Source organism: Streptomyces niveiscabiei (genome assembly GCF_033794345.1).
GTDB lineage: Bacteria > Actinomycetota > Actinomycetes > Streptomycetales > Streptomycetaceae > Streptomyces > Streptomyces niveiscabiei.
The window spans coordinates 186,114-198,305 of record NZ_JARAYJ010000013.1 but is presented as its reverse complement, the minus strand read 5'-3'; the positions used below and the strand labels follow the sequence as shown (position 1 = coordinate 198,305).

At 70.2% G+C, this 12,192-nt stretch carries 13 protein-coding genes; 2 read left to right on the top strand and 11 right to left on the bottom strand.

Annotated features, from left to right (window positions below):
- Positions 1 to 36: 36 nt before the first annotated feature.
- Positions 37 to 480 carry a 50S ribosomal protein L13 gene (gene rplM / locus PV682_RS20495; RefSeq protein WP_055718822.1) on the bottom strand — a complete coding sequence of 148 codons (444 nt, stop codon included), beginning with the start codon at positions 478 to 480 and terminating at the stop codon, positions 37 to 39.
- Positions 481 to 795: 315 nt separating this feature from the next.
- Between rplM and PV682_RS20490 the strand changes: the two genes are divergently transcribed.
- On the top strand, positions 796 to 1,680 hold the full coding sequence (locus PV682_RS20490) for a hypothetical protein (protein WP_319731815.1): 885 nt from the start codon (positions 796 to 798) through the stop codon (positions 1,678 to 1,680).
- A 15-nt stretch (positions 1,681 to 1,695) separates the two neighbouring features.
- Here PV682_RS20490 and truA read toward each other — a convergent pair whose 3' ends face one another.
- From truA to infA, 7 genes are all read right to left on the bottom strand, one after another.
- Positions 1,696 to 2,562, bottom strand: a complete 867-nt coding sequence (truA, locus tag PV682_RS20485; protein WP_055718824.1) for a tRNA pseudouridine(38-40) synthase TruA — start codon at positions 2,560 to 2,562, stop codon at positions 1,696 to 1,698.
- 75 nt (positions 2,563 to 2,637) lie between these two features.
- Positions 2,638 to 3,129, bottom strand: coding sequence for a 50S ribosomal protein L17 (rplQ, locus tag PV682_RS20480; RefSeq protein WP_055718825.1), 492 nt, complete (start codon positions 3,127 to 3,129; stop codon positions 2,638 to 2,640).
- 169 nt (positions 3,130 to 3,298) lie between these two features.
- Positions 3,299 to 4,321 carry a DNA-directed RNA polymerase subunit alpha gene (locus PV682_RS20475; RefSeq protein ID WP_003966937.1) on the bottom strand — a complete coding sequence of 341 codons (1,023 nt, stop codon included), beginning with the start codon at positions 4,319 to 4,321 and terminating at the stop codon, positions 3,299 to 3,301.
- Between the two features lie 136 nt (positions 4,322 to 4,457).
- Positions 4,458 to 4,862 carry a 30S ribosomal protein S11 gene (rpsK, locus tag PV682_RS20470; protein ID WP_055718826.1) on the bottom strand — a complete coding sequence of 135 codons (405 nt, stop codon included), beginning with the start codon at positions 4,860 to 4,862 and terminating at the stop codon, positions 4,458 to 4,460.
- 70 nt (positions 4,863 to 4,932) lie between these two features.
- Positions 4,933 to 5,313: a 30S ribosomal protein S13 gene (rpsM, locus tag PV682_RS20465; protein WP_055718827.1), complete on the bottom strand. Its 381-nt coding sequence runs from the start codon at positions 5,311 to 5,313 to the stop codon at positions 4,933 to 4,935.
- A 196-nt stretch (positions 5,314 to 5,509) separates the two neighbouring features.
- Positions 5,510 to 5,623 carry a 50S ribosomal protein L36 gene (gene rpmJ, locus PV682_RS20460; RefSeq protein ID WP_004984509.1) on the bottom strand — a complete coding sequence of 38 codons (114 nt, stop codon included), beginning with the start codon at positions 5,621 to 5,623 and terminating at the stop codon, positions 5,510 to 5,512.
- Between the two features lie 59 nt (positions 5,624 to 5,682).
- Entirely contained in the window at positions 5,683 to 5,904 is a 222-nt protein-coding gene (gene infA, locus PV682_RS20455) for a translation initiation factor IF-1 (protein ID WP_003948620.1), read from the bottom strand.
- Positions 5,905 to 6,188: 284 nt separating this feature from the next.
- Between infA and PV682_RS20450 the strand changes: the two genes are divergently transcribed.
- Entirely contained in the window at positions 6,189 to 9,926 is a 3,738-nt protein-coding gene (locus PV682_RS20450) for an nSTAND1 domain-containing NTPase (RefSeq protein WP_319731809.1), read from the top strand.
- Positions 9,927 to 9,986: 60 nt separating this feature from the next.
- Here PV682_RS20450 and PV682_RS20445 read toward each other — a convergent pair whose 3' ends face one another.
- The 3 genes from PV682_RS20445 to PV682_RS20435 all read right to left on the bottom strand — a co-directional run bounded on the left by PV682_RS20445 (position 9,987) and on the right by PV682_RS20435 (position 12,163).
- Positions 9,987 to 10,646: a hypothetical protein gene (locus PV682_RS20445; protein WP_319731807.1), complete on the bottom strand. Its 660-nt coding sequence runs from the start codon at positions 10,644 to 10,646 to the stop codon at positions 9,987 to 9,989.
- Positions 10,647 to 10,807: 161 nt separating this feature from the next.
- Positions 10,808 to 11,644, bottom strand: coding sequence for a type I methionyl aminopeptidase (map, locus tag PV682_RS20440; protein ID WP_319731805.1), 837 nt, complete (start codon positions 11,642 to 11,644; stop codon positions 10,808 to 10,810).
- 147 nt (positions 11,645 to 11,791) lie between these two features.
- The gene (locus PV682_RS20435) at positions 11,792 to 12,163 is read right to left on the bottom strand and encodes a hypothetical protein (RefSeq protein ID WP_319731804.1); all 372 of its coding nucleotides are present in this window, start codon (positions 12,161 to 12,163) and stop codon (positions 11,792 to 11,794) included.
- Positions 12,164 to 12,192: the final 29 nt, after the last annotated feature.

Sequence of the window (12,192 nt, the reverse complement as noted above, 5' to 3'; positions counted from 1 at the left end):
TTCTCTTGGCTAGATGAAAGGTCTGCGTGGCCGGGATTACTGCGCGACCTGGGTGATCTCGAACGGCTGCGGCTGCTGCGCGCCGTGCGGGTGCTGGTCACCCTTGTAGACCTTCAGCTTCGAGAGCATCTGACGGCCCAGCGTGTTCTTCGGGAGCATGCCCTTGACGGCCTTCTCGATGGCCTTCTCCGGGTTCTTGTCCAGCAGCTCGTCGTAGCGGACGGAACGCAGACCGCCCGGGTAGCCGCTGTGGCGGTACGCCATCTTCTGGGTCCGCTTGTTGCCGGAGAGGTGCACCTTGTCGGCGTTGATGATGATGACGAAGTCACCGGTGTCGACGTGAGGCGCGTAGATCGCCTTGTGCTTGCCGCGCAGGATGGAGGCGGCGGTGCTGGCGAGACGGCCCAGGACAACGTCCTGAGCGTCGATGACGTGCCACTGGCGAGTCACATCGCCGGGCTTGGGGCTGTACGTACGCACTTAGCAGCCTTCTTCTTCAGGGATGGGTGCTGACACATGGCATCACTGAAGCGATCGTGCAGCTGGGGACGACAAATATGCCGGGACACCGCCCGTATGCCGCCCACTGGTAACTGCTCCAGGGAACCTAGGTAAGGGCCTCTCGCAGGGACACGAGGAAGCCGATACACAACGACTAGGCAGAATACCCGCCGTCCCACGGACGGGTCAAAACGAGCCCTCCCTCACACCCAAACACGACATCTGCGGGCGAGCGGGTTTCAAAGCGTCCCGACGCCGCCCCACCGGTGTGTCGCCCCGTCTAGGATGCGGCGCATGAGCTATGGGCAGGGGGGACCTCAGTCCCAGTGGGATCCGTGGAAACCGAACTCCCAGCAGCCGTGGACCCCCGAAAGCACGGGCGGCCCGGCGGGCCCCGACTGGGCCGCCCTCGCGGAGTCGTCGGAGAAGCGCAACAAGCGCAAGCGGATCCTCCTGATCGGCGGCGGCGCCGCGGCGACCGTCGCGATCGGTACGGCCGTGGCGATGGCCGTGGTCTCGGCGAACGGCAGCGGTACGGCGAACAAGCCGACGTCGTCCCTGCCCGCGGCCGGCGACCTGCCGAGCGCCTCCTCGGCCCCCTCCTTCGCGCCGACGACGGCCCCGCCGCCGCTGAACCCGAAGGAGTTCATCTCGGACAAGGCGAAGGACACGGCGCCCAACGGCCCGCACCTCCTCTTCCCCGGCACCCAGGTCACGCTCGCCGGCGGCACATACCGCAAGGGCCCGTCCGCCGACAGCCCCGCCTGCGACAGCGGCTCCCAGGGCTCGCTCCCGAAGGTCCTGAAGGACAACGGCTGCACCCGCCTGATGCGCGTCACGTACGTGAAGGACGGCATAGCGACGACGGTCGGCGTGGCCGTCTTCGACACCGAGGCGCAGGCGCTGAAGGCGAAGAAGGACGCGGACGACAAGAGCTTCGTGAAACCGCTGACCGGCAACGGCATCGGCGCCTTCTGCAACGGCGCGATCTGCCGCTCGACGACCAACTCCTACGGCCGCTACGCCTACTTCACGGTCTCGGGCTTCACGAACGGCAAGAACGTCACGAAGACCGACACGGCCGTCTTCTCGGCGGGCGACACCCTCGCGGAGTTCGCGTTCCAGCAGATCAACCGGCGCGGCGAGACCCAGGCGGCGGAGGCGGCCACCGCCCCGTAAGCGCGCCCCGGCCCCTCAGGAAGCCCCTCGCCGGCCGACGTGCACGGCCCCCCGCACCCGGCGGGCCTGCACCTGCCGCTCGGCGAGCAACTCGTCCGCCGGGTAGGCGACTTCCTCCAGCGTCAGCCCGTTCGGCCGCACCACGTGGACGGCACTGTCGCGCACCCCGGCGTCCAGCACCCGCCGGGGCCACCCCGCGTCCCGGTGCCCGTCCCCCACGAACAGCAACGCCCCCACCATCGACCGCACCTGGTTGTGGCAGAACGCGTCGGCCCGCACCTCGACCTCGACCACCCCGTCGTCCCGCCGCCGCACCCCGAAGTCGAAGATCTCCCGCACCGTGGACGCCCCCTCCCGCTTCTTCGCGTAGGCGGCGAAGTCGTGCTCCCCCACCAGCGACTTGGCGGCGGCGTCCATCACGGCGACGTCCAACGGCCAGTCGTGCCACAGCACATGACTGCGCAGCAGCGGATCGACCCCACCGGCCTGATCCCCCACCCGGTACACGTACCGCCGCCACAGAGCGGCGAACCGCGCGTTGAACCCGGGAGCCGCCTCGGCGAGCGCCCACACCCGCACGTCCTTCGGCAACCGCCCCGCCAGCCGCTTGAGCAGCTTCTCCCGGTGCTCCCCCCACAGCTCCTCCGGCAGATCGACGTGCGCGACCTGCCCCCGGGCGTGCACCCCGGCATCGGTACGCCCGGCGACGGTCAGGTCGTAGGTGACGTCCCCGGACCGCGTCACGGTCCGCAGCGCGTCCTCGACCTCCCCCTGCACGGTCCGCTTCCCCCCGGCCTGCTTGGCCCACCCGTGAAAATCGGTGCCGTCGTAGGAAAGGTCGAGCCGAACCCGGACGAATCCAGGCCGCACGTCATCGCTCACGGAAAGTTCCTCCCAGGAAAAGAGAACGGGCCCGCTCCCGTGAAGAAGCGGACCCGCGCAACGCCTGCCGAACGCTTACGCGTCCTTCGACTCCTCGGCGACCTCGGTCTCCTCGACCTTGGTCTCCTCGGCAGCCTTGGCCTCGTCGGCTTCCTTGACCGCACGCTTGGTGGCGGCCTCGGCCTCGCCCGTGGCCTGCTGCGCGACCGTCAGCGCCTCGACCAGCTCGATGACAGCCATGGGCGCGTTGTCGCCACGACGGTTACCGATCTTGGTGATGCGGGTGTAACCACCGGGACGGTTCTCGTACCGCGGGCCGATCTCGGTGAAGAGCGTGTGGACGATGCTCTTGTCCGTGATGACCTGAAGCACCTGGCGACGGTTGTGAAGGTCACCCTTCTTCGCCTTGGTCACCAGCCGCTCGGCGTACGGCCGCAGCCGCCGCGCCTTCGCCTCGGTCGTCGTGATCCGGCCGTGCTCGAAGAGGCTCTTCGCAAGGTTCGCGAGCAGCAGCTTCTCGTGAGCAGCGCTACCACCGAGACGGGCACCCTTGGTGGGCTTGGGCATTTCATTCTCCTGAGGTGTCTGCCCCGGCCGTACGAGGTACCGGGGTCAGTATCTGAGCAGACGGTCGCCTGTCAGAGATCCGAGCGAAGCTCGGAGTCAGGGGCGCGGGGAACTGCGCGATCAAGCACAGCGCACCCGCACCCAAGCACGAACCGGATGGCCCGAGCTCTTAGTACTGCTCGGTCTCCACGAAGCCCGCGTCCGCGTCGTCGTCGGCGCCAAAAGCGTCAGCCGCGGCGGTCGGGTCGAACCCGGGAGGCGAGTCCTTCAGCGCAAGCCCCATACCCGCGAGCTTGGCCTTGACCTCGTCGATGGACTTCGCACCGAAGTTGCGAATGTCCAGCAGATCCGCCTCGGAGCGCGCGACCAGCTCACCCACGGAGTGGATGCCCTCACGCTTGAGGCAGTTGTACGACCGAACCGTGAGCTCCAGCTCCTCGATCGGCAGCGCCAGATCCGCGGCGAGGGCGGCATCCGTGGGGGACGGCCCCATGTCGATGCCCTCGGCGTCGATGTTGAGCTCACGGGCGAGCCCGAACAGCTCGACCAGCGTCTTACCGGCGGAGGCCATCGCGTCACGCGGACGCATCGCCTGCTTCGTCTCGACGTCGACGATCAGCTTGTCGAAGTCGGTGCGCTGCTCGACACGGGTCGCCTCGACCTTGTACGTGACCTTGAGAACCGGCGAGTAGATCGAGTCGACCGGGATACGCCCGATCTCCTGACCGACCTGCTTGTTCTGCACGGCGGAGACGTACCCGCGGCCACGCTCGACCGTGAGTTCCATCTCCAGCTTGCCCTTGCCGTTGAGCGTGGCGAGGACGAGGTCGGGGTTGTGCACCTCGACACCGGCCGGCGGCGCGATGTCGGCGGCGGTGACCAGACCCGGGCCCTGCTTGCGCAGGTACATCACGACGGGCTCGTCGTGCTCGGAGGAGACGACGAGCTGCTTGATGTTGAGGATCAGGTCGGTGACGTCCTCCTTGACACCCGGCACGGTGGTGAACTCGTGCAGGACGCCGTCGATCCGGATGGACGTGACGGCCGCGCCCGGGATCGAGGAGAGGAGCGTACGGCGCAGGGAGTTGCCGAGGGTGTAGCCGAAGCCCGGCTCCAGCGGCTCGATGACGAACCGGGAGCGGAACTCGTCGACGACCTCTTCGGTCAACGAGGGACGCTGAGCGATCAGCATGTGGTGAATCCTTCAGTTGTGGGCGCCCGCTATTTGACGCCCGACTGTTACTACAAGGGTACGGGCGATACGACCCTTTTACGGAGCCGTACCGCCCGAAATCCTCAGACCAAGCGGCCTGCGTCAGATCAGAAGATCAGACGCGGCGACGCTTGGGCGGACGGCAGCCGTTGTGCGGGGTGGGCGTGACGTCCTGGATGGAGCCGACCTCGAGGCCCGTGGCCTGGAGGGAACGGATCGCGGTCTCACGACCGGCGCCCGGGCCCTTGACGAACACGTCGACCTTGCGCATGCCGTGCTCCTGCGCACGACGCGCGGCGGACTCGGCGGCCATCTGCGCGGCGAACGGCGTGGACTTGCGGGAGCCCTTGAAGCCGACGTGGCCGGCGGAGGCCCAGGAGATCACGTTGCCGCTCGGGTCCGTGATGGACACGATCGTGTTGTTGAACGTGCTCTTGATGTGCGCCTGGCCGTGCGCGACATTCTTCTTTTCCTTGCGGCGCACCTTCTTGGCAGCGCCCTGACGACCCTTGGGGGGCATCTACAAACTCCTACGGGGAGGTGGTCGGTCCTACAGCGAAGACCGCTGATGAAGCGTTGTCCGCTGAGGACTACTTCTTGCCCGGCTTCTTCTTGCCGGCGATGGCGCGACGCGGGCCCTTGCGGGTACGGGCGTTCGTGCTGGTGCGCTGACCGCGGACGGGCAGGCCACGGCGGTGGCGCAGACCCTGGTAGCAGCCGATCTCGACCTTGCGGCGGATGTCGGCCTGGATCTCGCGACGGAGGTCACCCTCGGTCTTGATGTTGGCGTCCACGTACTCGCGGATCGCGACGAGCTGCTCCTCGCTCAGGTCGCGGACGCGGGTGTCGGGGTTGATGCCGGTCGCAGCCAGCGTCTCTTGCGAGAGGGTCCGGCCGATGCCGAACACGTAGGTGAGGGCGACTTCCACGCGCTTGTCGCGCGGGATGTCAACACCGGAAACGCGTGCCATTAAATGGCTCCTGGTGATCGTCGGAGGTCTTCCACAGGACCGCTTCCCAGCCCGCCGTACGAGGTACGGACCGGGTCCCCGGCCTCCGAGCCGGGGGTGTCAGACGGCCTCGGCCGCCTGGGTCCTGCGTATGAACAAATTCAGCTCGCGTCGCGCGAAGATTCTGCGGATGCAGAGGGTGTGGATCGGGTTGCGATCAGCCCTGGCGCTGCTTGTGGCGCGGGTTCTCGCAAATGATCATGACCCGGCCGTGACGGCGGATCACCCTGCACTTGTCGCAGATCTTCTTGACGCTCGGCTTGACCTTCATGGGATTGAGGTTCTCCGGGTCAGTGCCACCACCCCGCCGGAGCGGGATGCGGGCAAGATCTACTTGTACCGGTAGACGATCCGGCCACGCGTCAGGTCGTACGGAGAGAGCTCCACCACGACCCGGTCGTCAGGGAGGATACGGATGTAGTGCATCCGCATCTTGCCGCTGATGTGTGCCAGGACCTGGTGGCCGTTCTGGAGCTCGACCTTGAACATGGCGTTCGGCAGAGACTCGACGACAGTGCCCTCGATCTCGATGGCACCTTGCTTCTTGGCCACGCTTCGCCCTTCGAATCGACTACCTTGATCGACTCCCGCTATCGCATCCAGACACACGAATGCACGAAAGCCGACGCGTCAGTCTACGTCACCCCACCCAGAAAGACGAATCGAGCAAGGATGCCCCACCAGGGAGATCCTTAAGCCCCCCACTCCCCCAAAAGGCCGACGGCACAAGTCCGACAGGCAACCGTCCGCCCCCGAAGGGCATCTAGTCGGCTGCGTCACCCCTGATGCCTTTTGATGTGCATACGGCACCTACGTACTTCCTGGGAGGTGGGTTCATGGGGCGTCCGGAGAAGCCCGTGGATCCCGGGGCCGGTCCCGTCCAGCGGCTCGCGTACGACCTGCGGGCGCTGCGCCGGGCGGCCGGGAACCCGTCGTACCGGGCCATGGCCGAGACGGCGGGCTGCTCGGCGACCACGCTGTCCCAGGCCGCGGCGGGCGAGCGGCTGCCGTCCTTCGCCGTCGTCCAAGGGTACGTACGGGCCTGCGGCGGCGATCCGGAGCAGTGGGCGGACCGCTGGAAGGACGTGGAGACGGCGGTGGCGGACGGCGAGGACGCGCCCGCGCCGTACCGGGGGCTCGACCGGTTCGAGCCGGCCGACCAGGACCTGTTCTTCGGCCGGGACCGGCTGGTGGAGGAGCTGGCTGAGCTGGTGCGCGGGCACCGGTTCGCCGCCGTGTTCGGCGCCTCCGGCAGCGGGAAGTCCTCGCTGCTGCGGGCCGGGCTGATCCCTCGTCTGCGCCAGGAGCTCGCGCGCCAGAGCCGGCCGGCCGCGCTGCGGATCCTGACCCCCGGGGACCGGCCGGCCGCCACCTACGGCCATCTGCTGGCCCCGGCCGCGGACGAACCGGAGAGCTGGGTGGTGGTGGACCAGTTCGAGGAGGTCTTCACCCTGTGCCGGGACCGGGCCGAACGCGCCCGGTTCATCGACCTGCTGCTCAGCGCCCGCGACCCCGGCGGCCGGCTGCGGGTGGTCATCTCCGTACGGGCCGACTTCTACCCGCGCTGCGGCGAGCACCGTGCCCTCGCGGACGCGCTGCGCTCCGCCGGGCTGCTGGTCGGGCCCATGACGCGGGACGAGCTGCGGGAGGCGGTCGTCGGACCCGCGCAGCAGGCCGGGCTCCTGGTGGAGCGGGAGCTGACGGCGCGCATCGTGGCGGACGTCCTCGACGAGCCCGGCGGGCTGCCGATGCTCTCGCACGCCCTGCTGGAGACCTGGCGGCGGCGCAGGGGACGGCTGCTGACCCTGGCCGCGTACGAGAGCGCGGGCGGCGTGCACGGCGCCATCGCGGCGAGCGCCGAGGAGGCGTACGGGCAGCTGACCGCGCCCCAGGCGGACGCGGCCCGGCAGTTGCTGCTGCGCATGGTCGAGCCCGGCCGGGGCACTCCCGACACCCGGCGCCCGCTGAGCCGGGCCGAGCGGGAGGAGTGGGCCTGCCCCCACGTGCCGGTGGTGGTGGAGCGGCTGGCCCGGGCCCGGCTGCTGACCGCCGACGAGGACACCGTCCAGCTCGCCCACGAGGCGCTGATCACGTCGTGGCCGCGGCTGCACGGCTGGATCGAGGAGGCCCGTGAGCGGCTCCTGCACCACCGCGGGCTCACCGAGGCCGCCCGCGTCTGGCTGGAGCACGACCGCGACCCCGGCAGCCTGTACCGGGGCACCCGGCTGGCCCGCGTGGAGGAGCTGTTCCCCGACCACGAACGCGACAGCGCGCTGGCCGGGCCGGAGCGCCGGTTCCTGACCGCGGCGCTGGCCGCCCGGGAGGCCGAGTGCCGGGCCGCGGTCCGGGCGACGCGCCGGGCGAGAGCCGGGACGGGCGTCCTGGCGGCCGTCCTCGTGGTGGCGCTGGTGGCCGGGCTGGCCGTCTGGGAGCAGCGGCGGGACATCGAGCGGCGCCGCACCGAGGACACCGCCCGCCGGATCGCCGCCGTCGCCGACTCCCTGCGCACGACCGACCCGCGCACCGCCCAGTTGCTGGGCGTCGCGGCCTGGCGCGTGTCCGAGCTGCCGGAGACCAGGCGGGCGCTGCTGGGCTCGCTCGGCCAGCAGGAGGGGGACGCCTTCAGCGACCCGGCGCCCGGCGACACGCCCTTCCGCCGGCTGACGGACTCCGGCCGTACGCTGCTCAGCGCCGCGGGCCGCACCTGGCGGACCTGGGACGTGGTCCGGCACCAGGCGACCGCCTCGGGGCCGCTGCCATCGGGCGCCACCGTGACCGCGGTGAGCCCGGACGGACGGCTGCTGGCGCTCTCCGGCGACGACGGGGCACGGCTGTGGGACACGGCCACCGGACGGTGGTTCGGCGACCGGCTGCCGAGCGGGTCCGGCGTGGACTTCACCGGCCGCGCCTACCTCGTGAGCGACACCGACGGCTCCCGGGTGCAGGTGCGCTCGGCCGTGGACGGCGGCCTGCTGTTCCAGACCGAGGCGCTGGGCCCGGAGACGGTCGCGCCGAGCGCGGACGGACGCCTGATCGCGGTCTGCCCCGCCGAGGGCGGCCCGGTACAGGTGCGCGACCTCGCCGGACGGCGCACGCCGCACGGCGACTGGGAGCACGTGCGCGACGCCTGCGACCGGGAGCCGTCGCAGCTGGTGTTCGGCGGCGGGGGACGGCTCGCGGCGATGACCGCGAACGGCGTGCACGTCTGGGACACCCGGTCGGGGAAGCGGCTGGCCGAGCTCTCCGACCCCGGAGTGCGGGACGTCGCCTTCACCGAGGACGGGAACTTCCTGGCGACCGCCGACGGAGAGGAGCTCCGGGTGTGGCGGCCCGGCACCGACGCCCCGGTGTTCCGGCACTCCCTGCACAACCAGCGCCCGTACGGCGGTCTGGCCTGGGACCCCGGGCGCCCGGTACTGCGCTATCTGGAGGCCGGCACGGTCCACTCCCTGGACGTCGCGACGGCCGTGACCCCGGCCTGGCGGAACCAGCCCCTGGACAAGGTGCTGCTCAGCCCGGACGGCCGCACCCTCGCCACCGCGCGGCGCACGGGCGCCGCCTACCGCTTCGAGCTGCGCGGCACCCGCGACGGACGGCTGCTCGCCACCCTGCCGCCCGCGCCGCTCCCCGCCGCGCGCGGCTCCTCCCGGCCGGTGCCCCCGCAGGACACCGCCCCGCTCCTGGCGTTCGATCCCGACGGCACGACGCTCGCGTACGGCGTCTCGCCGTCCGGGGTCGAGACGTCTCCGCCGCGGCTCACGCTCTGGGACGTCGCCCGGGGCCGGGTGCGCACCACGCTGGACCTGTCGACGGACACTCCGGCCGGCACGGTGTTCGCGCTGGCCCTCGGCCCCCACGCCGGCACGCTCCACCTCACCCGCGCGAGCGTCGTCGGGGAGCCGAGCGACGAGACCTGGGACGTCCCGCGCCACCGCCGGACGGCGGCCGTACCGGCCCTGGCCGGCAGCCACCTCGCCATCAGCCCCGACGGCCGTCTCCTGGCCGGCGACAACTCCACGACCACCCTGCCCGGCGGCAGGCCCGCCCCGCGCGACCTGGTCCGGGGGGACGAGATCGGGGCCCTCGCCTTCGCCCCCGACGGATCACTCTTCGCGGCCGGGGACCAGACGGGCCGGGTCGCGCTGTGGGACGGCGGGCTCCACCAGCGGGTGGGGACACTGCCCAGCGTCTTTCCCGCGCTCCCGGACGACACGCCCCACGCCCTCGTCGACGACGCCTCCGAGGCCGTCAGCGCCCTCGCCGTCAGTCCCGACGGCCGCACGCTGGCGGTCGGCGGCGAGGCCGGCAGCCTCCAGCTGTGGGACCTCGCCACCCACCAGCAGCTCGGCGCCCTCCTGGCGACACCGGGCGACTCCGTCGACACGGTCGCCTTCGACGCGGACAGCACCACGCTGTACGCGGGCAGCGCGCACGTACCCCTCCAGACCTACACCGTCGACGAGTCGAGGGCGGCCGACGCGGTCTGCGCCCGGACCCGGCAGCGCGAGCTGACGCGGGCGCAGTGGCGGACCTATCTGCCCGGCGTCCCGTACCGCAGGATCTGCGCCGGGTGACCGAGAGGCACCCCGCCGGACGGCGAGGTGCCTCAGGGGACCGGTCACGACCGGTCAGGGTCAGCGGTAGACGTGGTACGACGCGTAGTTGTCCACTTCGAGGTTGGTCGTCCAGCTGCCCCACACCTTGTTGGGGTCCCAGCGGTACAGGTAGGCGTTGCTGTCCGGCCGGAACGGGCTCGACAGGCACGACTTTCCGGTGGAGTGGTAGATGCCCTTGAAGGCGCCCTTCGTCCAGCGGCGCTCCACGACCTGGATCGGCTGGGCCTTCTGCCCCTTCTTCAGGTGCACCTTGAAGGTGTACGACGTGGTGGTGGAGCCGTGCCGCCCGTACTGGGGGGTGAGGCTGGCGAGGTCCCCGACGAACGGGATCGGGACCTTGATGTCGAGGCCGGACGAGAACTCCCAGCCGGACGTGTGCGACTTCCCCCAGTCCTGCTCGCATTCGTCGATGTTCGTGGGGCACTTGAACGTCTCGCCCCGCCAGACCCAGTCGTCCCAGGTGTTCTTCGCCCGCTGAGTGACCACCGACGTGGTCTTCTGGGGGGTCGACCAGTTGCCCGCGATGTCGGCCTGGGAGCCGTCCCAGTTCCCCAGGCACACCACGTCGGCCGCCGAGGCGGAGCCGGGGGCCGCGATCACCACCAGCGGGGCCAGCGCCACCGTCAGCAGGCCCACCCACTTGCCCCGCATCTTCGGGCCTTCTTTGCCGATCTTCACTCTGTTCTCCTCTGCCGATGCGCCGGAAGCGTGTGACCGGCGCCTGGCAACAACGTCGGCCGCGGCAGAGTTGTTCGCAGGTACGTCCCCTACGCCGATCAATTGCTTGACCTGCGCATAGAGGGCCGTTTACCTGCCCGTTGCCTCCCCGGCGAGGAACGTCAGGACAGAGGATCGGGCGCTGCGGTCACCCCGTACTCCGCCAGCTTGGCCTTGCCACCGTCCGGAGCCGTCAGGACCAGCGGCCCCGCCTCCGTGAGGGCGACGCTGTGCTCCCAGTGGGACGACCAGGTGCCGTCGGTCGTGATGACCGTCCAGTCGTCGGCGAGGACCTTCGTCTTCGGGGTGCCGAGGGACACCATCGGCTCGATCGCGAGGCAGAACCCGGGCACCAGCTTGGGGCCCTTGCCCCGCTTGCGGTCCACGTAGTTCAGGAGGTGCGGATCCATGTGCATCTCCGTACCGATGCCGTGCCCGCCGTAGTCCTCGATGATCCCGTACCGCCCGCCACCGGACCTGGGCTGCCGGCGGATGTACGTCTCGATGGCCCGGGAGACGTCGACGAGCCGGTTGCCGAGTCTCATCGCGGCGATCCCGGCCCACATGGACTCCTCGGTCACCCGGGACAGCTCGACCAGTTCGGGCGCGTGCCCGGATCCCACGAACGCCGTGTAAGCGGCGTCTCCGTGCCACCCGTCCACGATCGCCCCGCAGTCGATGGAGATGATGTCCCCGGACTTGAGGACGACCTCGTCGGAGGGGATGCCGTGCACGACGACCTCGTTCACGGACGTACAGATGGTCGCCGGGAACCCGCCGTAACCGAGGAAGTTGGACTTGGCCCCGTGCTCGGCGAGGACCTTGCGGGCGACCTCGTCGAGGTCACGGGTGGATGCCCCCGGCACGGCCGCTTCGCGCGTGGCCGCATGGATCGCAGCGACGACCAGCCCCGCCGCGCGCATCTTGGCGATCTGCTCGGGACTCTTGATCTGCACCATGCCGGTTCGCGCCTCCTGGCCACTGTGATTTCGGCCCCTCAGAATACGCCCCCGCACAGCGGAGGTCCCGGCGGGGACAGGCGATCAACTCTGCCGCACCACCGGGACCTCACCAGCTCAACAGCGGGTTCACCCGCCGCTCAGGACCTACTCGTCGAAGGTCCCGGAGTACACGCAGGCACCTCCGCCGTGCCAGCACAGCTTCATCTCGTGCGGCTTGTTGAGGTAGATGTCGTACTCCTTGGTGTCACACCCGGCGTCCCCACCGTCGTCGATGGTGGCGACGGTGATGATGTCACCGCGCGTGTTGATGGTCTGGACGTACCCGGTGACCCCGTACCCGTCGGCCTTGGTGTCGCAGACGCGGAACTTGTCGCCGTCGTCGATGAAGGTCATCGTGCCGCGACCGCTCGGCAGACTGAGGTTGATGTTGCCGGCGAAGGCGGGCGCGGAGGCGAAGCCGACGAGTACGGCGGCGGACGCGGCGACGATGCTGCCGCGCTTGAGCAGAGTCTTCATGTGTTCTCCCCGTTGAGGGCCGGAAAACG

Excerpts from the sequence above, each read along its gene's own strand:
- PV682_RS20490 (WP_319731815.1), top strand. The coding sequence starts at position 796 with ATGAGCTATGGGCAGGGGGGACCTCAGTCCCAGTGGGATCCGTGGAAA.
- rplQ (WP_055718825.1), bottom strand. The coding sequence starts at position 3,129 with ATGCCCAAGCCCACCAAGGGTGCCCGTCTCGGTGGTAGCGCTGCTCAC.
- PV682_RS20475 (WP_003966937.1), bottom strand. The coding sequence starts at position 4,321 with ATGCTGATCGCTCAGCGTCCCTCGTTGACCGAAGAGGTCGTCGACGAG.
- rpsK (WP_055718826.1), bottom strand. The coding sequence starts at position 4,862 with ATGCCCCCCAAGGGTCGTCAGGGCGCTGCCAAGAAGGTGCGCCGCAAG.
- rpsM (WP_055718827.1), bottom strand. The coding sequence starts at position 5,313 with ATGGCACGCGTTTCCGGTGTTGACATCCCGCGCGACAAGCGCGTGGAA.
- rpmJ (WP_004984509.1), bottom strand. The coding sequence starts at position 5,623 with ATGAAGGTCAAGCCGAGCGTCAAGAAGATCTGCGACAAGTGCAGGGTG.
- PV682_RS20450 (WP_319731809.1), top strand. The coding sequence starts at position 6,189 with ATGGGGCGTCCGGAGAAGCCCGTGGATCCCGGGGCCGGTCCCGTCCAG.
- map (WP_319731805.1), bottom strand. The coding sequence starts at position 11,644 with ATGGTGCAGATCAAGAGTCCCGAGCAGATCGCCAAGATGCGCGCGGCG.
- PV682_RS20435 (WP_319731804.1), bottom strand. The coding sequence starts at position 12,163 with ATGAAGACTCTGCTCAAGCGCGGCAGCATCGTCGCCGCGTCCGCCGCC.